The organism is Sporolactobacillus mangiferae (assembly GCF_023336505.1).
Classification (GTDB): domain Bacteria; phylum Bacillota; class Bacilli; order Bacillales; family Sporolactobacillaceae; genus Sporolactobacillus; species Sporolactobacillus mangiferae.
This window is the reverse complement of the sequence record NZ_JAMAST010000004.1, coordinates 65,162-91,775: the sequence shown is the minus strand read 5'-3', so window position 1 is coordinate 91,775 and position 26,614 is coordinate 65,162. Positions and strand designations below refer to the sequence as shown.

Sequence of the window (26,614 nt, the reverse complement as noted above, 5' to 3'; positions counted from 1 at the left end):
ATGGCTATTGATTTTTCAGTTGTTCCGTCGCCAAGTTATCTGGTTGATGAACGCTTGCTCGTCAAAAACCTGGAGACTCTGAAACGCCTGCAGGAGCGAACCGGCTGCAAAGTGCTGCTCGCACAGAAAGCATTCTCTATGTATGCCTTTTATCCGCTGATCGGCCGCTATTTAAGTGGTGTAGCCTCGAGCTCGCTCTATGAGGCGCGTCTTGGCCGTGAAGAGATGGACAGAGAAGTGCATATTTATTCACCGGCTTATGGTGAAAAAGATTTTGCCGAAATTCTTGAAGTCAGCGATCATGTCGTTTTCAACTCGTTCAGCCAGTGGGCGCGATTCAAGGATCAAGTAAAACGCGCCCCGCATCCGGTTTCCTGCGGCATACGCGTGAACCCGGAGTACTCGGAGGTTGAAACCGGGCTGTACGATCCATGCGCGCCGTACTCACGCATGGGTGTTACCGAAGCCAATTTTGATCCCGATGCTCTGGACGGCCTTGATGGCATCCATTTCCATACTCTCTGTGAGCAGAATTCGGATGCCCTTGAACATACGCTTGCGGCAGTAGAATCCAAGTTTGGGAAATACCTGAACCGGATGAAGTGGATCAACTTTGGCGGTGGTCATCATATTACACGTGCGGATTATGATCTTGGACGCCTCGAACGGTGTATCACGGCTATACAGGATAAGTATGATGTTCAGGTCTATCTTGAACCGGGTGAAGCGATTGCCCTGAATACCGGTTATCTCGTGTCAACCGTTCTTGACGTGTTTGAGAACGGGATGCCGATCGCAATACTGGATACATCTGCGACCTGCCACATGCCCGACGTACTGGAGATGCCTTACCGTCCTGAAATCATCGGAGCGGGAAAACCGCGGGAGAAAGCGATCACTTATCGACTTGGTGGTCCTACCTGCCTTGCCGGTGACGTAATCGGTGATTATTCTTTTGATCGTCCGCTTCATGTCGGTGACCGTGTCGTATTCTGTGATATGGCGATCTATTCAATGGTCAAGAATAATACGTTCAATGGGATTGCATTGCCCGCGATCGTTGCATACAGTGAAGAGAGCGGTGCACGGATCATTAAACAATTTGGCTATGAGAATTTTAAAACAAGGCTTTCATAATGAACGGATGAAGGTGTCTCAAAAGTCTGTTGACAATGGGACACCTTTAAAATTACATATGTTTTGTGCGCAGGCAGCAGACATTTGCGGAGCGCTTGTCACCGCCAGCAGGGTTGCGGGATCTGCCGCGGGGGTTCCTGGTGCGCCTCGGCAGGCAACCCGAGGACTCTGGAGCTGATGGCTTAGCCGCAACATACGGCAGCCAGATCATTTTGCGAAAATTGATGAAGAAGATGTACAGAAACAGGCACAATTTTGCTATAATTATGAATAAACGCTGTACGTGGGGAGCAACACGCAGACTTTTCCGAACATTTGCACGATTTCTGATCAGAAGAATGGGCTATCTGAAAGATAAAGGCAAGCTTTATCCTGAGAAAAGAGGAATGATCATGACGAATGAACAAGCCATTGAATTGCTCAAAAATCTGTTGAAAACGAATACGACCAACCCTCCGGGCAATGAAGCGGAGGCAGCCGCTTTGATAAAACCCCTTTTTGATTCGACAGGCATTGAGACAAAAATTGTGCCTTACAGCACGCGTCGGCATCAGCTGATTGCGACACTGCATGGAGCAGAACCAGGCAAGGTACTTGCGTTTACCGGTCACATGGATGTCGTTCCAGTTGGTGAGCTTCCGTGGGATCACGACCCATTCGGTGCTGAGGAAGCCGGCGGGAAAATTTACGGACGCGGCGCTTCGGATATGAAAAGCGGACTGGCGGCGATGATAGCCGCGATGATCCAGCTGAAAGAGGAGAAGGTCCCGCTTAAAGGAACACTCAAATTCATTGCAACTGTCGGCGAAGAAACCTCTTCAATTGGGGCAGAACAGCTGGTTGGCAGCGGTTATGCAAATGATTTTGATGCGGTTGTGATCGGTGAACCAACGGGTAATGAACTTTCAATTGCTGAAAAAGGTGCGCTTTGGGTTCGCCTGACTACATATGGCAAAACGGGTCATGGTTCAACGCCGGACTGTGGCATTAACGCTAATGAACACATGATTGCGTTACTTTCCAGATTTCAGTCCGACTTTTCCTTCGTTTATGAAGCGGATGATTTACTGAGTGAACCGACATCAAGCATTGATGTCCTTCGCGGCGGCAGCGGCACGAATGTCATTCCGGATAAATGTACGGTAGAGATTGACATGCGCACTTTGCCATCGCAGAACCATGAGGAAATTCTTGCATCGGTTCAGTCGCTGATTGATGGACTGAAGCAGGATATTCCCGAATTGAGGGTGAAGGTGGAGGTCATTAATGACATGCTGCCAGTCAAAACACCGAAAGATGATCCATTCGTTCAGCAGCTGGTCCGAGTTATTGAAGATGTGCGCAAAAAGAAAATTGAACCATATGGTTTTTCCGGTTATACGGATGGCGCTTTTTTCGCACAAACCGGCAGAATTTTTCCGATCACTGTTGTCGGTCCCGGTTCTCCTCAGGTCGCCCATCAGCCGAACGAGTACATTGAGCGTGCGCCTTTTTTTGATTCGATTCAAATTTATAAACGCATCGCAGCAGAATTTCTGAGCTGATATGACCATTTCGAGGCGCTCAGGCATTCTTTATACCTTTTCTGCTTTTTCCATATGGGGGTTCCTTACGCTTTACTGGAAATGGCTGGACTCGGTTCCCTCCGGTGTTGTGCTCGCTCACCGCATTGTGTGGGGATTCGTTTTCATGGTCATCGTATTAATTATGCGCCATGAACTCACCGCGCTTAAAATGCAGCTGGCATTGCTGTGGCATCGCCCCGGTGAACTGTTTATTGTCACAGCAGGATCAATAGCCATCAGCGCCAACTGGCTGATTTACGTCTGGGCAGTCGCCCATGCGCATGTCATCGAAGCAAGTCTGGGACTCTACATTATTCCTCTGCTCAGTATGCTGACAGGACTGCTTTTTCTAAAAGAACGATCTGGAGTGGGGGCGGCAGTTTCCATGGGACTCGCCGGAACGGGAGTGCTCCTGATGACACTGCATTATGGGCATGTGCCATGGCTTGCGCTGTCTTTGGCAGTCACTTCCGCTGTTTACAGTCTATGCAAAAAGAAAGCAGTTCTCGAGGCTTATGTCGGCATGGCTGTTGAAACAATGCTGATGCTTCCGTTTGCCGTCTTTTTCCTGATATTTTATAGTTTTCAAGTGCCGGAATCGATTCGAACTTTTCTGCATCCTGCCGGACCGTTGCTTATTGGGGCCGGTGTGCTTACCGCGCTGCCGCTGATCTGGTTTGCGGAAGGTGCGAAGCGTATTTCACTGACAATGATCGGTTTTTTTCAATATATGACGCCAACGGCAGCATTTCTGATTGGACGGTTCGTATTTCATGAACGGGTAACGTCTGTTCAGCTTCTGTCCTTTCTTTTTATCTGGCTTTCTATTATTGTCTATACTGGGAACGAACTGGTGACAAATAAGCGAAACCGGAATACCCATGCGGCGCATCCGTTGACAAGCAGAAGATGATAAGGGAAAATGAGTATAACTGTTTTATTATTGTGATAATTAATTTTTCTTAATACGGCCAAAGAAGGATAGGCTTACAGGCCAGAGGATTCGTGAGTCAGTTTTTTCTTTAAAAGAGCATCAGGATCGTGAATGTCATCCGGGGGACTATTGAACTGTGCCAAATGACGGAACATTGCTTCTGAAGGAGGCTATGGACGAACGGTGCTTGATGAACATTAGGGTGGTGATTTTTATCAACGCGGAATTAGCAAAGTACAAAGATCTTGTTGCATTTCTCGGAGAAGTGCTTGGTGATGATACCGAGATCATTCTTCATGATGTGACGGATCTTGAAAACTCGGTCGTTGCAATCAGCGAGACAAATTTGAGCGGACGCGATATTGGCTCGCCGGTGACCAACTTGATTCTTAAAATGCTCAAAGAAGGTAAATCACGGAACAAATCGTTCATTACGAATTATGAGGGGATTGCAAAGGACGGAACAGTATTGCGTTCATCGACCTTCTTTATTCGCAATGATAAAAATGAGATTATTGGTATGCTGTGTATCAATATTGACTATAGAAAAATGGAGAAAGTCATCGATTATCTAAGTAAATTTGTCGGTGTCAAGAAACCGGAATTGAAAAAGATCGAGGAGCCGGTGGAACATCTCAGCCCGTCCATTGAAGATCTTGCAAAATCGAGCATCAAAGAAATTGTCGGTGGTGTCAATATTCCGCCGGAACGTATGTCTCAGGAAGAACGCCTTGAAATCATCGAAAAGTTGAATGAAAACGGTATCTTTCTTTTGAAAGGGATTGTCAGCATTGTTGCCGAGGAACTCTGCACATCAGAAGCTTCAATCTACCGTTATCTCAGTAAAGTAAAGAAAGTCCGTGGCAGTGTATGACGATGGCACGAGTTTCGAGGATTGAAGCCGGGCAATGTGGCGTTCTTTTGCATTAAATGATTTTCTGAAACATTGATGCTTGCTTTAAGTTTGATCATTAGTAGACCTGGCTTTGCCAGGCCGGTCTCCGTCGCGCTTATACCGTAATCTGCTGAATTTTAAACTTTCAATAGTAAAAAAAGTCCTGAATGTGCTCAGAGCACATTCAGGACTTGCCATGTCTGCACGCGTCACCAATTACAGATCGCTGACTTTTTTAAGCATAGCAGCTGCCAGGTTGGCGAAAAATTTCGCGCTTGGCAGTATTGCTTTTTCATCAATAATCAGATCCGGGTGGTGCAGGCCGGAATTCCCGGAAACGCCCATAAAGAAAAAAGCTCCGGGAATCTTTTTCATGTATTCGGCGAAATCTTCACCTGCTGATGAAGGAACTGGTGTGATGACATTCAAACCAGAGGCCTTGGCGATATCAACAGCCCGGTTGGCAAGCTTTTCATTGTTGATCAGGGCTGGACCGAGCTTGGTATAATGCAGCGTTCCCTTTGCACCGAGTCCGGCGGCCACACCTTCAACAACGCGCTGCATTTTGGCCGGGATCTGATCGCGTACATGTTCCTGAAACGTCCGGACCGTGCCTTCCATTTGCGCAGACTGAGGCAGCACATTCCATGTGTTACCGGCTTCAAGACGGGTAACACTGATGACGGCATTGTTGAGCGGCGAGATATTACGAGCGACAATCGATTGCAGTGCCGTCATAATATGCGCAGCGACGAGAATTGCGTCAATGCCTTTCTCAGGTGCCGCTGCGTGAGTGCCGGTACCTTCAACATCGATGGTGAATTTATCAACGCCAGCCATCAATGCACCGGGTTTGATGCCAATTGTCCCTGTCGGCAGATGCGGCATATCATGCATGCCGAAAATCGCCTGTACATCGTCAAGAACGCCGGACTCCAGAACTTTCAGCGCGCCGCCGCCGTTTTCCTCCGCCGGCTGAAAGATGATTTTAACCGTGCCTTCCAGCTCGCTTTTGCGTGCTTCGAGCAGAAGCGTGGCGCCGAGAATCGAGACCGTGTGAAAATCATGGCCGCATGCATGCATCTTGCCCGGAATTTTAGAGGCAAAAGGCAGCCCTGTCTCCTCCTGAATGGGCAGCGCGTCAATGTCGGTACGAAGGCAGATCACCGGTCCCGGTTTCGCACCGCGAATGACTGCGAGTACGCCGGTTTCAAGCGGAAGATCAAGTAGTTCCACTTCCGCTTCAGAGAGCCATTTTCTAAGCGCTTTCGTCGTTTCATATTCCTCAAAGGCCAGTTCGGGATGTTCATGCAGCTGGTGCCGGCATTCAATCAACTTCTGTTCCAGTTTTGTGTCTTCAATGGTGGTTGTCATGGCTTAGGATCTCCTTTTTATTCTTTAAATCAGCACATTCTTCAGCAAGTGGAAAAATGTGAAAGGCCACATTTCTCACAGGTAAGTCAGGTTTTCTAAATATTGCTTTTGATTTATTAAAGATTCAGTAAATAATGTATGACTTCGTCTGAGCGGATTCAGCGATGAACAGTTTCAAAAGAGCACTGATGGTATGACGTTCTCGATGCCTGCGAAGGCAAGCACAATCAGGAGTACGGTCTGAGCACCGATATACGCCTTTTCCGGGTTGTAATACTCTTCCAGTGTGTGCATGCCGCCGGATTCACCGCCTCCTCCCAGGGTCAATGCGGGAATACCCGCGTGAATCGCCACGTTTGAGTCTGTACTCATTGGCAGCAGCGTGGGGGCCAGATTAAATTCACGAATGACAGCGCAAGCCGTCTGCACGGCAACAGAATCATCACTTTGGGCACCGGCAGGACGGCTGCCGACCCGCTGAATCACGAGTTTAATCAATTCACCTTTGCCCCAGCGTGCATTTTCTTCATTCGCAGCTTCCTGAATGGCAGCCAATGCCTGATCTTCGAGCGCCAGCAGCGCTTCCTCGGATACAGAACGCATATCGAGTCCCATTTCCGCATGCTGCGCGATTGAGTTAATCGACGTGCCGCCGCTGACTGTGCCAACGGTGAATGTCGTGGTTGGATCTTCCGGTACGTGCAGGTCGCTAATTTTTGCAATCGCTCTGCCGAGTGCATGAACGGCGCTTGGAATGCCAAAATCTCCAAAACTGTGACCGCCGGGACCAGTAAAGACGACTTTATAGCGGTGACTGCCAACTGCGGTTGCGGTGATCCGTTCGGGATTCCCTGGCTCAATCGAAATAAAGGCACCAATGTCTGTCCGCGTGTTAAAGAGGGCTTTGACACCGCGTAAATCACCCAGACCTTCTTCGCCGACCGTTGCGACGAAGAGCAGACTGTGCTGCGGCTTCACTCCTGAACGCCTGATTGCGCGAATCAACGTCAGAAGGACTGCCAATCCACGACCGTCATCGGAAATTCCCGGAGCATAGACAATGCCGTCTTTAACTATGGGGTTGATTTTTGTCCCTTCGGAAAATACGGTATCCAGATGGGCGGAGACAACAATTTTTTTGGTGTCTGAAGCGCCTGAAATAGATCCGAGCACATTACCTTCTTCATCGCTATGTACATTCGTCAGACCAAGCGATCGGAATCGTCTGGCGATCCACGCTGCTTTCTCGGCTTCCATAAACGGGGGAGCCGGGATCGAGGTGAGCTCAATTTGTTCCGCTGTTGTTGAATCGTTGTCTTCGAATAGATAGTCCAAAGCTTTTTTTACACTCGGAACTTTGCGAATCGACTGAATACTTTGCTTGCAGTTTTGCTGCATATCCATTCATTTCACCTCTGAATCACTGATTTTCGCAAATCAGCAGCTAAATAATTTTGACAATTTTTATTTTTGCTTATTGTCAAATCATAGATAATTTATTATTATTGTAATAAATTCTATCATATCCTGAATCATATTTGTTTTTATTTTAAAAAAAGAATTAAAATTGCTAAGAAAAAAACAATATGTGAGAAGAGATGACGTAGAGACGTTAAAAACTATTTATTATTTTAATAATTTTTTTGACTAATAACTTTTGCTCATTTATAATGGCGTTATAGTTTTTGGATATTCTGAAAATATAATATTATTTCTATTTTTTCAGTAGTGTTTATTTTGATTGGGAGGTCAGAGAAATGGACACATCATGGTCTGATGATTTGGAAAAATCGTACGATTCAATGGTAGCGTGGCGCAGATTTCTTCATCAGCATCCGGAACTTTCATATCATGAGACTGAAACATCGGCATTTATTCTGGAAAAACTGAAAAGCTTTGGAATCACTGACATTAAAACGCATATCGGCGGTTATGGGATTGTGGCAAGAATTCATGGAGCAAAGCCTGGGCTGACCGTCGCCCTGCGCGCCGATTTTGATGCACTTCCGATCAATGAGGAAACTGATGTGCCATATAAATCGAAAGTACCGAATGTCATGCATGCATGCGGGCATGACGGACATACGTCGACATTGCTTGGCGTTGCCAGGGTGCTTCAGAATCATCGCCATGAGCTGGCCGGTGATGTTGTGCTGCTGCATCAGCCGGCGGAAGAATATCCGCCCGGCGGTGCTCAGGCAATGATCAAAGACGGATGTCTTGAGAATGTTGATCTGGTATTCGGTACACATTTGTGGAGTACGGTGCCTTTTGGCACGATTGGCTATCGAAAAGGTTATTTTATGGCGGCTGCCGATTATATAAAAATAAGCATTCAGGGTAAAGGCGGGCACGGCTCGGCGCCGCATCTGTCGGTTGATTCCGTCGCGGTTGCATCGCAAGTCGTCAGCCAGCTGCAGATGATTGTCAGCCGCGAAGTGGATCCCCAGAAGGCAGCTGTTGTGACGATCGGCAAATTCAATGCAGGTGTGGCTGCCAATGTCATTGCTGACACAGCTACTTTGGAAGGAACCGTGCGGACCTTTGATCCGGCAGTTCGCGAAAAAATTAAAAAAGAACTGGCAATGATTGTTGAGAATGTTTGCGCTGCCTATCATGCACAGGGATATGTGGATTATCAGGACGGTTATCCGGCTGTCTACAATCATGAAAAAGAAACGGATGTTTTCAAAAGCGTTATGGATGATACGTTCGGTGAAGGGACGGCCGTCGAGATCGCGCCGCAGATGGGCGGTGAAGACTTTTCAAGCTTTTTGCTGAAAAAACCGGGGGTATTCTGGTTTTCCGGAGCGGGCAATCCGGAAGTCGGTGCAAGTTATCCGCATCATCATCCGAAATTCAATTTTGATGAACGTGTCATGCTGGTTGCCGGCAAAGCATTTCTGGCAATGGTCAGCGAGTATCTTTGCAGCAAAGAAGCACCGCAGGTTACGGAAATGGCGCCCGTGTCAAAATAACCGAGGAGGGACAACGAATTGGGCGAACTCTTGAAAGTAGACAGAATGAAAACCGAATTCCAGACAGAAAAAGGGCCGGTCACTTCCGTCGATGAAGTCAGTTTTGATTTAAAAGAGGGTGAGACGATCTGCCTGGTCGGGGAATCCGGCTGCGGGAAATCAGTAACCTCACTTTCAATCATGCACCTTCTGGATCGAAACGGTTCGATCACACATGGATCGGTACTTTTTGAAGGAAAAGATCTTGCGCACGCTTCTGAAGCCGCCATGCGCAAGATTCGCGGCAATGATATTTCGATGATCTTTCAGGAGCCGATGACGTCGCTTAATCCTGTCCTGACCATTGGCGATCAGCTGACTGAAGGCATTCGGCTGCATATGAAGTATTCAAAATCTGAAGCAAGGAAATATGCAATTGAAATGCTGAAGAAAGTCGGCATTCCGCGTGCAGAAGGGATTGTTGACGAATATCCGCATAAACTTTCCGGCGGGATGAGGCAGCGTGTCATGATTGCGATGGCACTTAGCTGCCGGCCCAAGCTTCTGATTGCCGATGAACCGACAACCGCGCTGGATGTAACGATTCAGGCCCAGATTTTGAAATTAATGAAGGAACTTCGTGAAGAATCGAATACCGCAATTATACTGATTACGCATGATCTTGGTGTCGTGGCGGAAATGGCGGATAAGGTTGCCGTTATGTACGCTGGACAAGTCGTTGAAGAAACCGATGTCTATACACTTTTTGACAATCCGAAGCATCCTTACACACTGGGGCTTATGAAATCGATTCCTCATATCACGAATCCGGATGACATGCGTCTGGACTCGATTCCCGGGTCAGTACCGAGTGTTTTCAACATGCCGAAAGGCTGCCGTTTCTACGATCGCTGTCCGTTCGCCATGGAGCGGTGCCAGAACGAAAAACCGGAATTAAAATCGATTGAGGACAAGCAGCCACACAGCATTCGCTGCTTCCTTTATGAAAAGGAAGAACAGGATTATGAACAGAAGCATGCGGAAAAGGAAGTGAGTTCTTGAACATGCCAGTTACAGAGCAAAGACAGCCCTTACTTCAGGTGAAAAATCTTAAAAAATACTACCCTATTAGAAAAGGCATTATTTCAAGAACCGTTGGCTATGTAAAAGCAGTGGATGATGTCAGTTTCGATATTTATCCGGGCGAGACAATGGGACTTGTCGGAGAGTCGGGATGTGGAAAATCTACGACCGGACGATCGCTTGTGCGTCTTGAGGATCCGACCGAGGGACAGGTTCTGTTTCAGGGCAAGAATCTGGCAAATATTTCTCAAAGAGAAATGCGAAAGCTGCGGACTGATCTGCAGATCATTTTTCAGGATCCGTATTCTTCGCTTAATCCACGAAAACGGATTGGCGATCTGCTCGCAGAGCCTTTGCTGGCGCATAAACTCGCGACAAAAAAGGATGCGGATCAGAAGGTTAATGAGATTCTCGAAATTGTCGGATTGCCTAAGCAGTATAAAAATCGTTATCCGCATCAATTCTCCGGCGGGCAAAGGCAGCGAATCGGTATCGCGCGCGCACTGATGCTGCGTCCGAAACTGATCATCTGTGACGAACCGGTTTCCGCACTTGATGTGTCCATTCAGGCGCAGGTGCTTAATCTGCTTAAGGATTTACAAAAAGAACTGAATCTGACTTATGTGTTTATCGCTCATGGGCTTGGGGCGGTTAAGTATATAAGCGACCGGATTACCGTTATGTATCTGGGTAAGGTGATGGAGCTTGCAACGACCAAAGAAATTTTTGAGCATCCGAAACATCCGTACACGGAGATTTTACTTAATGCCTATCCGATTCCAAATCCGCATCAGCGTGACCGCGAGCAGATTGTCGTTGAAGGTGATGTGCCCAGTCCGGCGAATCCACCGAAAGGTTGCGTATTCCATACACGCTGTCCGTTTGCAAAGGATGTTTGCCGGGAAAAAGTGCCGCAGCTTACCGGCAAAGATCATCTAGTCGCCTGTCATTTTCCGCTTGAGACAGTGAATGTCTGAAAGGAGGTCCATCGATTGCTTCAATATATTGTAAGACGCATATTAATTGCCATTCCGGTACTTTTTGGCGTCACGGTACTGAACTTTTTCATTATTAATCTTGCACCGGGGAATCCGGTAGATATGATGGTTAATCCGTCTGCAACACCTGAACAGCTGGCCATGCAGAAGCATGAACTGGGACTTGATCAGCCGGTCTGGGCGCAGTACTGGCACTGGCTTACGCAGCTCTTTCAGGGAAATCTGGGATTCTCATATTCGACGCGTGAGCCTGTTACGCAGATCCTGGTGGCACATATCGGTCCAACACTGCTGCTAATGGGTGTTTCATTGATCGTCGGATATCTTATTGCGATTCCGCTTGGGATCATCTGTGCGCGAAAGCAAAATTCATGGATTGACTATCTGGTAACCGGTTTTTCATTTTTCGGCATTTCGGTACCGCACTTTTTCCTGGGACTTGGTGTCATCTATGTGTTTGCAAGTAAGCTTCTGCTGTTTCCGACCGGGAGCATGAACACGCTTGGCGGAGACGGGGGCCTGATCGATACGATCAGCCACCTTGTGCTTCCTGTCGCAGTGCTGGCCACTGGAATCGCCGGGAACATGGTTCGCTATGTGCGCTCCAGTATGCTGGATGTGCTGGGCAAAGATTATCTGCGCACAGCAAAGGCAAAAGGATTGTCCCAATTTATCGTTACGAACAAGCATGCGCTGAGAAACTCTCTGATTCCGATTATCACCGTGATTGGTATTGACATTCCGATGCTGATCGGTGGTGCGATTGTGACCGAGCAGGTTTTTCAGTGGCCCGGTCTTGGGCTGCTTACCATTCAATCGATTACATCGCGTGACTACTCGACATTGATGGCGATCAATCTGCTTGCTGCTGTGACCGTACTATTTGCGAATTTGCTGACAGATATTCTGTATGCCGTCGCCGACCCAAGAATCAGGTATGACTAAGGAGGAACGGATGACATGGCGATGAAATTAAATCCGAATAAAAACGTTCCGGAAGTAGACGGGCTGAAAAATTCCGCAATCATTCGGAAACAGCTTAATGATGAAGAAAGTTATTTTCACATGGTGATGAGGCGTTTTTTCAATCATAAGCTTGCGGTTGCCGGACTTATTGTTTTTACTCTCATCATTCTTGTTGCCGCGCTGGCACCGGTGATTTCACCGCATGACCCGAATAAAATTTTCGGTGAATTCGAAGCCGCACCATCGTCAACGCATCTTTTAGGCACGGATCCGGTCGGACGTGATGTGATGAGCCGCCTTGTATACGGTGCTCAAGTATCCATATCCGTAGGTATCGGCGCAGTCGCCATCTATGTAGTGATCGGGATCGTGCTCGGACTGATTGCTGGTTACTTCGGCAAATGGGCGGATATGATCATCATGCGTATCACGGATGTATTTATGTCCTTTCCGTATTTTATGGTTATTTTGGTGTTGGTCAGCATTATCGGGCCGAGCCTGTTTAACATTACTTTTGTGATTGGTCTTCTTGGTTGGCCGGCCATTGCCCGCTTGGTCAGGGGCAGTGTGCTTTCTATAAAAGAAATGGACTATGTAAAGGCAGGTGTTGCACTCGGCTACTCAACGCCGAAAATCTTATTCCAGCATATCCTTCCCAATGCGCTCGCACCGATCCTGGTGAATGCGACTTTTGGCGTTGCGTCGGCAATTATTATGGAAGCCTCACTCAGTTTTCTGGGCATGGGCGTCCGGCCGCCGGCGGCAAGCTGGGGGAATATGCTGACTCAGGCTGAATCGATTACGGTGCTTTCCTCCCAGCCATGGCTGTGGATCCCACCGGGCCTGATGATTTTACTCGCTGTTCTATCGATTAATTTTATCGGTGATGGCCTCCGTGACGCTATTGAGTCACAGAATGCAAAATAGTCAAATAAAAAGGGGATGCAAACAACAGTATGAACAGACACACATCAGTTTCAAAACGCATTTTTAAATATTTGATCACCTCCTTCATGGCCTTGTCGCTTGTTTTGCTCGCTGCATGTGGCGGTTCCGGATCATCATCAGGCGGAAGCAAAGGAAAAGATACCATCTATCTTGGAATGGTCAATCCTCCGGGCGGCTTTAACCCGATTAACACCGGTGATATTGCCGGACAGTTTGCCATTCGTGTCATGCTGGATTCGTTCCTGGACATGACATCGCCGTTGAAGTTCCAGCCGAAACTCGCGAATTCGATTGACACCACCGATAATCAGACGTATACAATCAAACTGAATCCGAAAGCAAAATGGACGGACGGCAAGCCGGTTACCGCTGACGATGTTATCTTCACGTTCAACCTGATTGCTAATCCGAAAACAACGGTTTCCGTCGGTACGAATATTTCGACACTCGAAGGCGTCGACGCCAACGGTAAATTAACCGGTGGCAAAACCTCGATTCCTAACCTGAAGAAGGTTGACGAGCATACGGTATCTTTTAAAACCAAGAAACCGGTTGACCCGAACTATGTCAAAGAAATGATCGGTACGAAGATTATTACACTGCCGCAGCATGTACTGAAAGATGTGGCACCAAAAGACTTTGCGAACAGCAAATACGCGCAGGCACCGAATGTAACAAACGGACCGTACAAATTCGTGAAGTATAACAAAAATACGTACATTCAATACAAAGCCAATAATGACTATTATCTCGGCAAGCCGAAAACACCTAAGTTCTTCATTAAGATTATGCAGGCACCGAACCTTCTGAGCGAACTGCAGTCGGGAACGATTCAGGCCAATGCGTCCGGCGGTATCGGCAACCTGCCATTCCAGGATGTTGAGACTGCAAAGAAACTGAAGAATGTAACAACGGAAATTCATCCGCAGATCGGATTCCAGACAATGCAATACAATACAAAGACATTGCCAAATGCTAAAGTCCGTCAGGCACTCGCTTACGCAATTGACCGTCAGCAAATCGTTGATAAGCTTCTGAAAGGCAACGGTGAGATTGTGGACGGGCCTTATACATCGCAAAGCCCATATCTTGATAAGAGCACGAATGTGATTAAATATGATCCGAAGAAAGCAAAACAGATGTTGAAAGATGCCGGATGGGATTTCAATAAGACACTGAACTTTGTCGTCCCGATCGGTAACAAAGTCCGTGAACAATCCGCTGACATCATTGTTCAGAACTTCAAGGCCATCGGTGTTAAGGTAAAAGAAACAACCTATGACTTCCCAACTATTATGCAAAAAGGCGCGGCCGGTGATTTCGATCTGCTGTTAATCGGCTTTACGTTTAACCTTGATCCGGATGTTTCTTCGCTGTACGGACCGAACGGTGCCTACAACTTTATGAAATATGAAAATTCGAAAGCAACGAAACTGATTGATCAAGGCAAGTCGGAACCAGACAGTGCGAAGAGAAAAGAAATCTACAGCCAGTTGCAGAAAATCTGGGAGGAAGATCTTCCTGTTGTGACGCTCTACTCTGACAATGAAGTGGTTGTGAAGAGCAAAGATCTTGCTTACGGCGGTGCATCTGAATACTGGCCGGGAACAGTAGCCGACTTCCAGAAGTGGGCTTTTAAGAAATAAGCTGCTACGCGTACCTCTTTGAAAACATTCAATAACACCATTTAAACAGCTGCTCACTTTGGGCCAGCTGTTTAAATTTTATCGGCGTCTGCGATCATCAGCATCGACACTTAACGGCGCCCACAGCAAACATGAAAGAAGCGATGAACTGATGGATGAGAGCAAGAAAAAACGGCTCGATGATGAAGTAGTTAAACAAGCAAAAAAGTCTATGGACACCCTGTTTGATTACTTGCGGCTTAAGACCGTTTCCGCGCAGCATCTGACTATACCGGAAACCGTACGATTTGTCTCTGAACTGCTTAAAGGTCTCGGGGCAGAGGTTAAGGTGCTTGATGATCTGGGAGGAAATCCGGTGATCTATGGGTTCCTTGCGGCAGATGAACGCGGAAACAAAGAGAAAACACTGCTTTTCTATGACCACTATGATGTCCAGCCACCGGAACCACTTGATGAGTGGCATTCCGATCCGTTTGAGCCGACCGTAAAAGACGGCATATTGTACGCGCGCGGTACCGCGGATAATAAGGGCACGCTCATGCAGCGTCTGGCGGCTATTAAAGCATTGGAGAAAACGGATGGGCTTCCTTGCAATATAAAGTTTTTAATCGAAGGCGAGGAGGAAATCGGCAGTCCGGGCCTTCCTGCCTATTTAAAAAAGTATGCCGAACTTTTTCAGGCGGATGCATGTATCTGGGAATTCGGCAATAAGGATGCTGCTGAACGGGTCGAACTGTTTGCCGGTATCAAAGGCTCCGCTTATTTCGAAATGTCGACGAAAAGCGCGGATATTGATATTCACTCATCGCTTGCAGCAGTCATCGACAATCCGGCGTGGCGTCTTGTCCAGGCTTTATCCAGCATGAAAAATCAAAATAATGATATTACGGTCGAGGGTTTTTTCGATGAAATCGAAGAAGCGGATGCCGAACTTCTGCAGACAGTACGCGGCATTCCGTTTGAAAAGCAGGCACTGGTGGATACGTTTGGTTTGAAACGGCCGTTAATTACCGAAGCGCGCGGAGAAGTACCGCAGGACGCGCTGATGCTTCATCCGACGATGACCATTTGCGGTATGATCAGCGGGTATACGGGAGAAGGAGCGAAAACCGTGCTGCCAAAAGAAGCGATGGCTAAAATTGACTGCCGAATGGTTCCCGGCCAGACCGGCGAGCATCTGCTCAAATGTTTTGAGCGTCACCTGGCGCGTCACGGATTTTCCGATGTTAAAATCGAACTTATTGAGTCACAGCGGGCTTTTTTCTCCGACATCCATGATCCGTTCTTAAAGCTGGTGAAAGAAACAGCAGAGCAGGCTTATCAGTCTGAAGCAGTGCTGAATCCGACATCGGCGGGTACCGGTCCCATGTATGTATTTAATGAATATCTGCATCTTCCGATTGTCAGCACCGGTGTTGGCTGGGCACAATCAAAGGCTCATGCTCCGAACGAGTCCATCCGGATTAAAGATTATATAGACGGCAGTCTGCACATGGCTTATTTGCTCACTGAATTTGCGAATCGATAAAAACGTGACGGAGGAGAATGAAGCATGGGCTTAATCGAAGACATCAAGAAGATGATTGATGAGAAGAGAACAGCGTATCAGGCATTGAGCGAGCAGGTATGGACGTTTGCAGAACTCCATTTTGGTGAAGTTAAATCGGCGTCACTTTTAAGCAAGGCTCTGGAAAATGAAGGCTTTCACGTTGCACAGGGGATTGCCGGCCTGAAGACCGGTTTTGTTGGCAGCTATGGACATGGAAAGCCGGTCATTGCTTTTCTTGGCGAATTTGATGCACTTGCCGGATTAAGCCAGAAGCGGGATCGAACCGTCCACGACCCAATTGTGCTTAATGGCAATGGACACGGCTGCGGACACAACCTGCTTGGTGTCGGTTCTCTTGCCGCCGCCTTTGCGGTTAAAGAATATTTGATCAAGCACGGGTTAAAAGGGACCGTTCGCTATTACGGCTGTCCAGCTGAAGAAAGCGGCAATGGCAAAGCATATATGGCCCGTGAAGGTTGTTTTAAAGATGTTGACGCTGCGTTTTCCTGGCATCCGGATTCCAGAAATGCCGTTCAGCATCTCTCATCCAACGCGGTTATTGAAGCACGTTTCACATTCAAAGGCATAAGTGCACATGCTGCCGCATTGCCGGAGCTCGGACGCAGCGCTTTGGATGCGCTTGAACTGATGAATATCGGCGTCAATTATCTGCGCGAGCACATGGAAGAACACGCGCGTATCCATTATGCGGTCACGAATACTGGCGGTGTCTCACCAAATGTTGTACAGGCCATAGCCGAGGAACGCTTTCTTGTGCGTTCGCCGCAGCCGAGTGCGGTGAAGAAACTTTTTGAAAGAGTGGTCAATATTGCAAAAGGGGCGGCACTGATGACTGGGACAGAGATGAGTTATCAGATCGAAGGTGGCTGCTGCAACCTGATTCCCAACAAAACACTGCATCAGGTGATGGCCGACTTTATGGAGAAGATTGGTTTCCCGAAACCATCTGAACGAGATCTCGCGTTCCTTAAAGACATTTACACCTCCATCGGCGATAATGAAAAGAATTTTGCAAAGCAATTTCTGACACCGGATCAACGTGATCAGATTGCTGAGAAGCCAATTGCGGATTGGGTGATTCCCTGTCCCGCTGAAGACCAGTTCATGACGGGTTCAACCGATGTTTCCGATGTCAGCTGGAATGTTCCGACTGCACAATGTTTCACCGCGACCTGGGCATTTGCAACGGTCCCGCATACATGGCAGGTGGTTGCCCAGGGGACTCAGGACTACGCTTTGAATGCTGCTTTATATGCCGGACAGGCGATGGCATGTACAGCGATAAAAACGATTGAAGATCCGGATCTTCTTGCCGATGCGACTCGTGAATTTAAAGAACGGCTCGGCGGAGAAACCTATGAATGCCTGATTCCGGCGGATGTGAAACCACCGGTACACTAAAGACAATCGTTGTTTTACAGGCAAGTCATGTTTATAAATGGGCCAGGCGGCGGAAAACCGTATGATTCTTTCAGCGGTTAAACAACAATTAAGTTAGAAGCTTTGCCAGCATCTGATTAGAAAAGCTGATTTTTAAATTTCATATAATGCGAATACTGCAAAAAGAACTTTTCTCCTTTTATGAAGAAAAGTTCTTTTTTATTGCATGCAATCCGGACAAACAGAGCAGGTTAAGAAAAGATGTACATGCGGGAGCGTAATCAGGCGCATGTACCCGAGAGAAATTGAATGCCTGCCCGCATGCGGCGAGCTGGTCTTCCGAAACGGAAGGGAGCATGTCTATGCACCGACACCATTGGACCGATAATATAGCGATCAAAGTAATGATTCTTTTTATGTTTCTGTGCTGCGTTATTTCAGGAATTCTCAGTCTCTATCCTGGGGAGAAGCGCAAACCGGCCGTGCTCGAAGTCAACGCCAGGCAATATATACGGCATACGGTTTTCAGGCAGCCGGTTCCGAAACCCCGCGATGAACCCAAGGTCGCACATAAATTGTTTAAGGGCATCGATTCCGTAGATTTTACATTTGGCGTCCTGCCGGATACGCAGTATTACAGCCGATCACATCCAGATATATTCAAACGAATGAATCGCTGGTTTGTTACCAATCGTGATGCCTTGAAGCTTCGCTATATTTTTCATCTTGGCGATATTGTCGATAATTATAATCGGCCTTATCAATGGAAGAACGCGGACCAGGCCATGCGTATTCTCGATGAATCAAGAGTACCGTATGGCATTATCACCGGCAACCACGATGTCGGTTTTCACAAAAACTATCGGATCTTTGACCATTATTTCGGTGAATCCCGATATATGTGGAATCCGTGGTACGGTGGTTCTTACGATAATAATAAGGGACACTATGACTTGATTAACACAAACGGGCAAAAATATATCATGCTTGGGATGGGCTGGGACATCGGCGGTGAAGAAATTGCCTGGATGAATCATATTCTGCATCAATACCGTAACCGAATTGCCATCTTGTTTTTTCATGACTATCTGGGGAGTTACGGAAAGCGAAGCAGTGAAGGACAGATGCTGTTTGAGCGCGTGGTACGGGTAAATCCCAACGTCCGGATGGTCATGAACGGACACAGATACGGCGCAGCCCGCCGTGTGGATAAAATTGATGATGATCTCGACGGTAAACCGGACCGAAAAGTGATGCAGATTCTGTCGGATTATCAGTCTGTCAAGGGCGGTCAGGGCTATATTCGTGTGCTCGGCTTTGACCTGACGCATGACAAAGTCTACGTGCGCACTTTTTCGCCGCAGGTTCATCGCACGCATGTGTTTAAGAAGAATAAGGACAACTTTTCATTCAGTTTCGATCTTGACAAGGAATCCAGAAAAAAACGCATGGCACACTGAATTAAAAGCAGATAAATTATATAAAAATCAAAAAATTTACATCATTCTTTAATCGTCTATTCAAAAACAAACGTTATGATGAAGATACAATCAGGAAGGGATGATTTTTATGAGAAAAAAAGAGACGTTCATGCAGCTTGTAAAGCGTAATAAAGAAGAAATTTTAAGAAATGGACAGGCGCTCAGCAGAATTGACAGAATTCTGGATGAACGGCGACTGGCAGCCGCAAAAGTATCGGGTACTAAATAATCAGTATAGATAAGCAGCATGGTCCGGCAATAGAGGGGCCATGCTGCTTCGTTTTACACTGTATTATGGATCAACGACTTGAATGCCGAACGATGAAATCAGGCTTGCTGCCTGAAACTGGTTGATTTTAAGCCCCTGTGCGCGCGCAACATCGATACGAAGCGTCGAAAACTCACACGTGGACAGATTAATGCCTTTCAGTGATGATTCGCTGAAATCGGCACTGTCCATGACCGAGTGCTCGAACTTCATTTTTTTCATCGTGACATTCTGAAAGGAGCTGTCATTCAGTTTGTCCGTCTCGAATGTAACGCCAGTGAATTTTGCTTCTGAAAAGTTAGCATAAGTCATCAGGCAATCCGAAAAAACGGTGTCTTTAAACGTTGCCTGGATGAAATTCGTCCCGAGTAATTTGCATGCGGAAAATGTATCTCGATAAAGAATTGCCTTCTCAAACGTAAAGTTTGAAAACTCACAGTGGGTAAAAGAGCAGTCAAGCAGCTCTGTTTTTGTAAAATCATCGAACAGAAAGATGCAATGGCTGAAACGGATGTCGCTAACCAGCTTTCGTTCCTGGCGGCTGTCGATTTTGCAATGCTCAAGCAGTGCACCTTCTTCGAGATCTTCAAGCATAAGCGTCTGATTTTCAATCGGTGCTGTTTGATCCATGGATTTCCATCCTTTCATAAAAAACTCCGGTGCCATTCATTTCCAAAAGAAAGTTTTTCAATTACAATGAGTGTATCATGCAAACGATTAAATAACCAACGAGTATGTACGGGGATGAATCAAGTGGGCAAGATTCCGAACAGCTATTTTTTGCTTTTTTCCTGGATTGTCGCGATCATTGCAACGGGCGGCAGCTTATTTTTCAGCGAAGTCATGCATTGGACACCCTGCACATTGTGCTGGTATCAGCGCATTCTGATGTATCCGCTCGTTATTATTCTCGGGCTTGCCTATCTGCGCAATGACCGATTCATTCGAATTTATGTACTTTCAATTTCTGTACCAGGATTTGTGCTTGCATGTTATCATTATGCGCTCCAAATGCTGCCACCGTTCAGTGCAATAGCTGTCTGTTCTCCGGACAATTCATGTTCCGAAAAAACGTTCGCAATCTTTGGCTTCATTACCATTCCTTTTTTATCAGGAACGGCATTTTTGCTCATTACTTTAGGGATGCTCATGATTCACAAAAACAGTGATTAATCCCCAAAAAAGAATATGAGATGTATGTATTTTATAGAATGCCTTTACGAATAATACCGAGAAAAGGAGTGGATTTTCATGGTGAACGGCGAAGAAATAACGGCTTTGAATGACCTTTTAAAGGGATTGTACATGGGGATTCATGCCTATGAGCGCTTTCTTGTAAAAATAAGAGATGCGTCAGTAAAACAGCAGTTTCAGACAATTCAGCAGGGCATCAAATCACAGGCTCAGGATGTCGCGAAAAGAATCCAGGATTTGAACGGTATTCCTGTTGACAGTGAAGGAATGATCGGTGCGATTCAGGGATATATCTCAAGTCTTCAAATACCTGATGATGTTGATGGAATTGTGGAGAAGGCCATTAAGGGAGAGACACTTGGTGTTGAAATGGCTGAAAAAGTGGTGAGGGGAAACTTATCTTCGGCAAGTTTCGAATTGGTTCGACACGTGCTTGATCAAGACCGAGAACATGTGAAACAGTTAAAATCGATAAGTTCGGCAAAGGTACAATCTTAGTGATTTTCGGAAACCCATTCAATTTTGAAAACGATTTAAAAATTACTTGGTGCCCCATTCACCACATAAAGAAAACAGCAGAATCGGCGATTACCGATCCTGCTGTTTCCGTTTTTTCCATGTGGAGCCATAGGGGGCTCGAACTCCTGAACTTTCTTTGTGCAACCATCCAACAACCAAATAGGGTACCTCGTGTTTTTTTTCTTTATTTCATGTAGGTCGCGCACTTCGCAATGGCTCCGCACGCTCCAAAACATAATAGAGTTTCACCGTGAGCCGGGCTATACAGCTTTAACTTATAGTACAAAAAAGGCTTCCCTATGCGGAAAACCTCTGTTTCAGTGAAATATACTTCTTTGAACAATAGCGATCAATGAATCATTAACTTTCAATTCTACCAAAAGATTGAAGCAGTCGTATGTTCTTAATAACTATGTTGGCTTTCCACCAATTTTCACTAATTGCGAATTCTTTAATAAAGTTATTCCAGCTCCATGTTATATTCCAGATGCCTTCTGCATTTCTTGTGTCTAAGATATAATCAAGCTCTTTAATAAGAAATTCTTTGTTTTCCTTATAAAATGGACTGTCGGGTGATTGAATAAATGCAGATGGTTTGCACCCATAGTCGTTCCAGATATTTAAGTCTTTTTTTATCAGATCGTTTACCTGCTGACGTAATCGTTCACTTAAACGATCATATTCAAACTCGTCATGTAAATCTGCTTTATCAATGGACATGAGCATACAGTTCATGCATAAAAGCGGGTGCATTTCCAAATGTGAATTTTCCAGAAATGCTTTTGAAAGTTCCTGAGCAATGGCTAATCCTTTTAAATAAATTTCACTGTTCCTGTCAGCCTGTTCCAAAATGAATCCTGCTATAATAGCCGTTGGATTGTATTCCCTGCGGTTTGCACTATCTGAGTCGGTATGCCACCACGGGGCTTGGGGATAGTCATTGTTCGATGAAACCGTGTTTTCCCATTTACCACCCCTAAAATCAACCCCGCTTTCTAAATACTTTAGTATTCCATGAATGAGTGGGTGATTTTCGCCATCAAAATTAATTTCTCTAAGAATTTCCATGGCTGTTGCTGTCTGGATTGGTGTTGAATTAGGATTCCATGAATCAGCCTCTAAAGCATGACCAAATCCACCGTCTTGATTTTGATACACAGATAAAGCATTTAGAACATTTTCTTGAGAGCCGCCTTCAAAATGATACGCCCATCTAGCTAAATCCAGAGGGCGAGCATTGCGATAGATCCAATTTCTGATAACAGAAAAATCAACCCCTGACAAACTCACAGTTGTTTCCCACTCTCATCTTATTATTTGTAAGTCAAGGTGTTTCCGCTGTGTACTTTTGCCCTCTAATACGCTTGAAAATCCTTTTCTAACGTGTTTTATGGAGCATAGGGGGCTCGAACCCCTGACCTTTGCGCTGCCAGCGCAACGCTCTCCCAGCTGAGCTAATGCCCCGTGCTGCTCTGCTCGTCCTTTTGAATCAGCGACATGAACATGATACACTACTTTTGGCACGTCGGTCAATCAGCCAAGTGAAAAATGCAATCATCTAAATCGGAACCAAAGAAAATGCGATAATCAGGTGAGGTGGCATCGTGGAAAATCAAGTAGATCTGGCATTTTACAATGATACGGCTCATATGTTCGAAGATTATCATTTACCTGAGCAGCAACTGTCGTTCACCGCACATCCGATTGACAGTTTGCGTGATTGTGCCCGTGAAAAAGAACGTCATCCGGTGGTAGTGCTGAGTAACGGAAAAGTCGCCGGATTTTTTGTTCTACACGCGACGCAGCAATATAGCGGGAATAAAAATGCTTTATTGCTGCGCGCCTTTTCGATCAATGATAAAGATCAGGGACGGGGTATCGCCACGGCGGCACTACAGCGCCTGTACCCATTCGTCCGCACCCATTTTCCGTCGGTAAACGAACTGATCTTAGCGGTCAATCACAGGAATTCAGTCGCCCAGCATGTCTATTTTAAAAATGGGTTTCGCGACACCGGTAGACGGGCGATGGGCAGAGCGGGTGAAATGTTTCTTTTCAGTAAAACATTTGATTAAGCAGAAGAAATGCTAAGAAGATGAATGACAAGGATTTTTCAAAGCATGGCAAATGCCCCGGGATCATAATTATTCCGAGGCATTCTAACCATTATGGATGGGTGCGTTTTTGCGGCATGCGTTGAATCTCTGAATCATAAGTCATCTTCAGAACCAGATACATCACCAGTTCGTCAATAAAAAGACTGATTGCGATTCCATAGATTCCAAGATGAAGCAGAAAAGTCAGTGCAATGATGATGACAAGCGCAGCTGTATGAATGATGAATGTGATCAGCAGTACGCGCGTGCTTTTCCCAATGGACTGCATTGCTGATTTATAGATTTCCTGTAAAGGATTAAACAGTCTGGCCAGCCACAGCAACAAAAAGATACCTGAAGAGAATCCGATCAAACGCTGGTCATTCGTGATCAATCCGGCGATGGGTGTTCTAAGCAGATAAAAAACAATTCCGGTCAATGAAAAGAGGATCATTGTCAGTATCGAGGCAGTTTTCGGATAAGCCTTAAGATCATTAAACTGCCGCGCGCCGCTGCTTTCACTAATTAACGTGAGCAACGCAGAACTGTACATGAATGCCGGAATGAATCCAATTTGCAGAAGTTGCCTGATGAGCAGATATCCCGAAAGAGTAAGAGCTCCCAGTCGGGCCAGAATCGCGTTGAGCACAATGGCGAACAGGCTCCCCTGAAGCAGCTCCTGACCCATCAAAGGAATACTTTGCCGGATGATCAGGAGAATTTTATCTGGACGAACATGAAGCGCTGACTGAAGATCTTTTCTCAAAAGCCAGCAATACGCGAGTACATCAACGCTCATCGTAATCATACTGGAAATCGCGGCACCCGCAACGCCTGATTTTGGGAAACCCAGATGGCCGTAGATCAGCAAGTAATTCAAGCCTGTATGCAGCAAGCTTGTCATTGTAGAAATAATTAAGATCCACTGCGTCCGTTTTGGGTAATAGGTAACGCCAAGCAGACTGAAAAAGGTTCGCTTATTTTTAAATCCGTTGTCAACGAGCTTTTGTTTGGAAAAGTCACGTGTAAAATCCATCGGAACAAAATGAAGATGATTGGGAATGTCTAAATGAGCATCGGCCAGTCGCTTCATTTTAAACGTCTGCGTCGCGGGATGATCCACTTCGAATAGTTGAAGCAGGTCTCCAACCACAGGATGACGAAAACAAAAAGTATCGAGTCCGGCACCAAGGATAACGTATTGGGCCGTTCCTAAGTCCATTTCATGGAATAAAATTTGCTCACAAAAGGCTGCGCGGGCCAGAGGTGTTGGTGAAAGTTGAACTTGAGTGATCCATTTTAAAATTTCATTCGGTTGATTCGCGAATTGATCGGCAACTTCTTTGTTGAAAAAAGAAATGCCCTGAATCATGTTTTGCTTAATCTTTTCAAATTCTTCGGTTGTGATTAATTGGGCGGCGACTGAATCATCAAACACCTTCGGATGATCGTAGCGACTGTGGTAAGCACGACTGAATGCAGAAACGAGTGCAGTGATACTTGGATCTTTCATAGAACAAGACACCCCACAAAAAAATAAGATTCCCCCGGCCGGAAGAATCTTATTATAACAGAACATTAAATTAGTGTAATTATAGCATAAAATCACTTTTTTTACAACAATAGTGACTCGCCATATAATAGACTTATAAAAGCTTTGTCTGGAAGGTTGGTGAAATGACGGTGACTGACCACAATATGATCTTAATTAACAAAGGAATTCAAATTGAATTTTTGTCTCTTGCGTGGATGGCAATCGAATTCATGATTGCTCTATGGTCGGGAATAGCGGCACACTCATTGCTGCTGGTTGCTTTGGGACTGGACAGTTTGATTGAAATGATCTCCGGAGGATTTCTACTCTGGCGGTTGCAAACGGAAAAGAATCGATCCGGTGAGGAGAAAGTTGCGCGCGCGGAACGCATCGCTTCCTACGTGGTCGGCGCGGCTTTAATGCTGCTCGCACTCTACGTGATCCTGTCATCCATCTATCGTTTAATCACGCGGCAGAGTGCGGAAACGAGTTTTCTAGGGATTGCTCTCGTTGTCGGTTCCTGCGTGCTGATGCCGATTCTGATGATTGCCAAGAAGCGGATCGGTCAAGCAATTGATAGCGATGCCTTAATTGAAGATGGCATGTGCAACCTAGTCTGCGCCTATATGGCGTTCACTGTCTTAATTGGTGCGGGATTGACTGCATTAGTCAATTGGTGGTGGGCTGATTCCGTTTCGGCCTTGATCCTTGTTTATTTTATTGTCAGTGAAGGATGGGAAGCCCTTCATCCTGACGAGGAGTGATTATCGATGAGAGACCGCGGATCAGTTGTGATTATTGAAAATGAAAAAGTTGCATTAATCGAACGTCAGAAAAACGATGAGCACTATTTCGTTTTTCCCGGTGGTGGGATTAAAAACGATGAAACTCCGGATCAGGCAGCGATTCGCGAGGCGTTCGAAGAACTTGGCGTAACCGTAAAAATTGATCGTTTTATCGATGACTTCTTTTTCAGCGGTAGGCAGTATTTTTTTCTGGCTGACATTCTTAATGGACAATTTGGCAGAGGACAAGGCGAAGAAATGACCCAGTCTGATCCTGAAAAAGGTACCTATCATCCGGTGTGGGCGGAGATTTCCGAGCTGACGCATCTGGATGTTCGGCCGCGGCAAATTGCGGAACGGGTTTATTCTTTGGGAAGAGGATGAGTGCTGGTGAGAAAGGAAGAAATGATCGATTTTGTCAGGCGAACGATGCCGGAACTGACAATTGCTACGAGTGAAGTAAAGACAAATGGCTGGGATAATGACATTCTGATCATCAACAAGCAGCAGGTATTCCGTTTCCCGAGAACAAAACAGACCATGAAACGGATCAAGGACGAATGCGATCTGTTGCGACGTCTCTCATTAAATCCCCCTCTGCTGCAGACTCCGAGGTACAAAGAGATCTATGAAGGAGAGGCGCTCAAGGCAGTGACCTATCCATTTTTGATTGGAGAGCCTTTAATTGAAGACCCTGTTGATTTAAGTGAGAATCCTGAAAATGCTCGACTGCTTGGTGATTTTCTGATGAGACTGCATCAAATTCAAGGCTGCTCTCTGCCCACCCGGCATACGTTTCGCTATTGGCAATCTTTATTTGAATTGCTCAAGAAAAAGGTATTTATGTTCTTGAATGCCAGAGAACAAAAGGCAATCGAAGAGGTGTTCACCCATTTTTTGAACGGATACCTGGCTTTCAGCTTTAAAATGATGCCCATTCATGGTGATCTCTCAGCATCCAATATACTCTTTGACAGAGCTGAAAATCGAGTCAGCGGGATTATTGATTTCACCGATGCGCAAATGGGTGATCCGGCCTTTGATTTTGCCGGTATCTACTGGAATTATGGCGTGACGTATACGAGGAAAGTTTTATCCTATTACCATTCAAAAGAATCCTCGGATGAATTATTTAAGCGAGTGAGCAATTTTTACGGACTGCAGCCTGTGTTTCACGAGTTGCTCTATTCTGTCAATCATGATGAACCGATTGATCGTGTACAGATTAAACGGTTTATGGAGTTAAAACGGTTGATTTTCTGATAAAGAGGTGTGTGTATTGCA

The 26,614-nt window shown here is 46.1% G+C and carries 25 protein-coding genes and 1 tRNA gene; 20 read left to right on the top strand and 6 right to left on the bottom strand.

Annotated elements, in window-relative coordinates; all coding sequences use genetic code 11:
• From nspC to M3N64_RS06195, 4 genes are all read left to right on the top strand, one after another.
• Entirely contained in the window at window positions 1-1,137 is a 1,137-nt protein-coding gene (nspC, locus tag M3N64_RS06210; protein WP_249099711.1) for a carboxynorspermidine decarboxylase, read from the top strand.
• 392 nt (window positions 1,138-1,529) lie between these two features.
• Complete coding sequence (locus M3N64_RS06205; RefSeq protein ID WP_249099708.1) at window positions 1,530-2,681, top strand: ArgE/DapE family deacylase; 1,152 nt, start codon at window positions 1,530-1,532, stop codon at window positions 2,679-2,681.
• 1 nt (window position 2,682) lies between these two features.
• The gene (rarD, locus tag M3N64_RS06200) at window positions 2,683-3,615 is read left to right on the top strand and encodes an EamA family transporter RarD (protein WP_249099705.1); all 933 of its coding nucleotides are present in this window, start codon (window positions 2,683-2,685) and stop codon (window positions 3,613-3,615) included.
• Between the two features lie 193 nt (window positions 3,616-3,808).
• The gene (locus M3N64_RS06195) at window positions 3,809-4,510 is read left to right on the top strand and encodes a helix-turn-helix transcriptional regulator (protein WP_249099703.1); all 702 of its coding nucleotides are present in this window, start codon (window positions 3,809-3,811) and stop codon (window positions 4,508-4,510) included.
• A 237-nt stretch (window positions 4,511-4,747) separates the two neighbouring features.
• Here the strand turns inward: M3N64_RS06195 and M3N64_RS06190 are convergent, their stop codons facing one another.
• A complete protein-coding gene (locus tag M3N64_RS06190; RefSeq protein WP_249099700.1) occupies window positions 4,748-5,905 on the bottom strand; it encodes an amidohydrolase in 1,158 nt (385 codons plus the stop codon).
• Between the two features lie 174 nt (window positions 5,906-6,079).
• Entirely contained in the window at window positions 6,080-7,309 is a 1,230-nt protein-coding gene (locus M3N64_RS06185; RefSeq protein WP_249099695.1) for a M20/M25/M40 family metallo-hydrolase, read from the bottom strand.
• A 353-nt stretch (window positions 7,310-7,662) separates the two neighbouring features.
• On the opposite strand from M3N64_RS06185, the gene M3N64_RS06180 reads away from it, so the two are divergent.
• The 10 genes from M3N64_RS06180 to M3N64_RS06135 all read left to right on the top strand — a co-directional run bounded on the left by M3N64_RS06180 (window position 7,663) and on the right by M3N64_RS06135 (window position 19,163).
• Window positions 7,663-8,883 (top strand): M20 family metallopeptidase, encoded by a 1,221-nt coding sequence (locus M3N64_RS06180; protein ID WP_249099691.1) that lies wholly within the window; start codon window positions 7,663-7,665, stop codon window positions 8,881-8,883.
• An 18-nt stretch (window positions 8,884-8,901) separates the two neighbouring features.
• A complete protein-coding gene (locus M3N64_RS06175) occupies window positions 8,902-9,924 on the top strand; it encodes an ABC transporter ATP-binding protein (RefSeq protein ID WP_249099688.1) in 1,023 nt (340 codons plus the stop codon).
• Between the two features lie 2 nt (window positions 9,925-9,926).
• The gene (locus M3N64_RS06170; protein ID WP_249099861.1) at window positions 9,927-10,922 is read left to right on the top strand and encodes an ABC transporter ATP-binding protein; all 996 of its coding nucleotides are present in this window, start codon (window positions 9,927-9,929) and stop codon (window positions 10,920-10,922) included.
• A gap of 15 nt (window positions 10,923-10,937) precedes the next feature.
• Window positions 10,938-11,888 (top strand): ABC transporter permease, encoded by a 951-nt coding sequence (locus tag M3N64_RS06165; protein ID WP_249099685.1) that lies wholly within the window; start codon window positions 10,938-10,940, stop codon window positions 11,886-11,888.
• A 15-nt stretch (window positions 11,889-11,903) separates the two neighbouring features.
• Window positions 11,904-12,836, top strand: a complete 933-nt coding sequence (opp4C, locus tag M3N64_RS06160) for an oligopeptide ABC transporter permease (RefSeq protein WP_249099682.1) — start codon at window positions 11,904-11,906, stop codon at window positions 12,834-12,836.
• A gap of 29 nt (window positions 12,837-12,865) precedes the next feature.
• Window positions 12,866-14,503 carry an ABC transporter substrate-binding protein gene (locus tag M3N64_RS06155; protein WP_249099680.1) on the top strand — a complete coding sequence of 546 codons (1,638 nt, stop codon included), beginning with the start codon at window positions 12,866-12,868 and terminating at the stop codon, window positions 14,501-14,503.
• A 151-nt stretch (window positions 14,504-14,654) separates the two neighbouring features.
• Window positions 14,655-16,031: a M20/M25/M40 family metallo-hydrolase gene (locus tag M3N64_RS06150; RefSeq protein ID WP_249099677.1), complete on the top strand. Its 1,377-nt coding sequence runs from the start codon at window positions 14,655-14,657 to the stop codon at window positions 16,029-16,031.
• A gap of 24 nt (window positions 16,032-16,055) precedes the next feature.
• A complete protein-coding gene (locus M3N64_RS06145; protein WP_249099674.1) occupies window positions 16,056-17,474 on the top strand; it encodes a M20 family metallopeptidase in 1,419 nt (472 codons plus the stop codon).
• Window positions 17,475-17,815: 341 nt separating this feature from the next.
• Entirely contained in the window at window positions 17,816-18,913 is a 1,098-nt protein-coding gene (locus tag M3N64_RS06140) for a metallophosphoesterase (RefSeq protein WP_249099671.1), read from the top strand.
• A 109-nt stretch (window positions 18,914-19,022) separates the two neighbouring features.
• The gene (locus M3N64_RS06135) at window positions 19,023-19,163 is read left to right on the top strand and encodes an FbpB family small basic protein (protein WP_249099668.1); all 141 of its coding nucleotides are present in this window, start codon (window positions 19,023-19,025) and stop codon (window positions 19,161-19,163) included.
• A gap of 63 nt (window positions 19,164-19,226) precedes the next feature.
• Here M3N64_RS06135 and M3N64_RS06130 read toward each other — a convergent pair whose 3' ends face one another.
• Window positions 19,227-19,832 carry a pentapeptide repeat-containing protein gene (locus M3N64_RS06130; protein WP_249099663.1) on the bottom strand — a complete coding sequence of 202 codons (606 nt, stop codon included), beginning with the start codon at window positions 19,830-19,832 and terminating at the stop codon, window positions 19,227-19,229.
• 114 nt (window positions 19,833-19,946) lie between these two features.
• Here M3N64_RS06130 and M3N64_RS06125 point away from each other — a divergent pair, with 114 nt between their 5' ends.
• Together M3N64_RS06125 and M3N64_RS06120 are read left to right on the top strand one after the other, a co-directional pair.
• Window positions 19,947-20,375: a disulfide oxidoreductase gene (locus M3N64_RS06125; protein WP_249099661.1), complete on the top strand. Its 429-nt coding sequence runs from the start codon at window positions 19,947-19,949 to the stop codon at window positions 20,373-20,375.
• A 78-nt stretch (window positions 20,376-20,453) separates the two neighbouring features.
• A complete protein-coding gene (locus tag M3N64_RS06120) occupies window positions 20,454-20,894 on the top strand; it encodes a DUF2383 domain-containing protein (RefSeq protein WP_249099658.1) in 441 nt (146 codons plus the stop codon).
• A gap of 381 nt (window positions 20,895-21,275) precedes the next feature.
• On the opposite strand, the gene M3N64_RS06115 is transcribed toward M3N64_RS06120, so the two are convergent.
• Both M3N64_RS06115 and M3N64_RS06110 read right to left on the bottom strand, forming a co-directional pair.
• Window positions 21,276-22,205 carry a hypothetical protein gene (locus tag M3N64_RS06115; protein WP_249099656.1) on the bottom strand — a complete coding sequence of 310 codons (930 nt, stop codon included), beginning with the start codon at window positions 22,203-22,205 and terminating at the stop codon, window positions 21,276-21,278.
• A 101-nt stretch (window positions 22,206-22,306) separates the two neighbouring features.
• Window positions 22,307-22,379 (bottom strand) — tRNA-Ala (locus M3N64_RS06110).
• A 140-nt stretch (window positions 22,380-22,519) separates the two neighbouring features.
• On the opposite strand from M3N64_RS06110, the gene M3N64_RS06105 reads away from it, so the two are divergent.
• Window positions 22,520-22,990 (top strand): GNAT family N-acetyltransferase, encoded by a 471-nt coding sequence (locus tag M3N64_RS06105; RefSeq protein ID WP_249099653.1) that lies wholly within the window; start codon window positions 22,520-22,522, stop codon window positions 22,988-22,990.
• Between the two features lie 91 nt (window positions 22,991-23,081).
• Here the strand turns inward: M3N64_RS06105 and M3N64_RS14250 are convergent, their stop codons facing one another.
• Complete coding sequence (locus M3N64_RS14250) at window positions 23,082-24,524, bottom strand: SAM-dependent methyltransferase (RefSeq protein ID WP_438271005.1); 1,443 nt, start codon at window positions 24,522-24,524, stop codon at window positions 23,082-23,084.
• Between the two features lie 164 nt (window positions 24,525-24,688).
• Here M3N64_RS14250 and M3N64_RS06090 point away from each other — a divergent pair, with 164 nt between their 5' ends.
• The 3 genes from M3N64_RS06090 to M3N64_RS06080 are packed head-to-tail and all read left to right on the top strand — an operon-like array spanning window position 24,689 to window position 26,593.
• A complete protein-coding gene (locus M3N64_RS06090; RefSeq protein ID WP_249099650.1) occupies window positions 24,689-25,309 on the top strand; it encodes a cation efflux transmembrane domain-containing protein in 621 nt (206 codons plus the stop codon).
• Between the two features lie 6 nt (window positions 25,310-25,315).
• Window positions 25,316-25,714, top strand: coding sequence for an NUDIX hydrolase (locus tag M3N64_RS06085; protein ID WP_249099647.1), 399 nt, complete (start codon window positions 25,316-25,318; stop codon window positions 25,712-25,714).
• A gap of 6 nt (window positions 25,715-25,720) precedes the next feature.
• Window positions 25,721-26,593: an aminoglycoside phosphotransferase family protein gene (locus tag M3N64_RS06080; protein WP_249099644.1), complete on the top strand. Its 873-nt coding sequence runs from the start codon at window positions 25,721-25,723 to the stop codon at window positions 26,591-26,593.
• Window positions 26,594-26,614 lie beyond the last annotated feature (21 nt).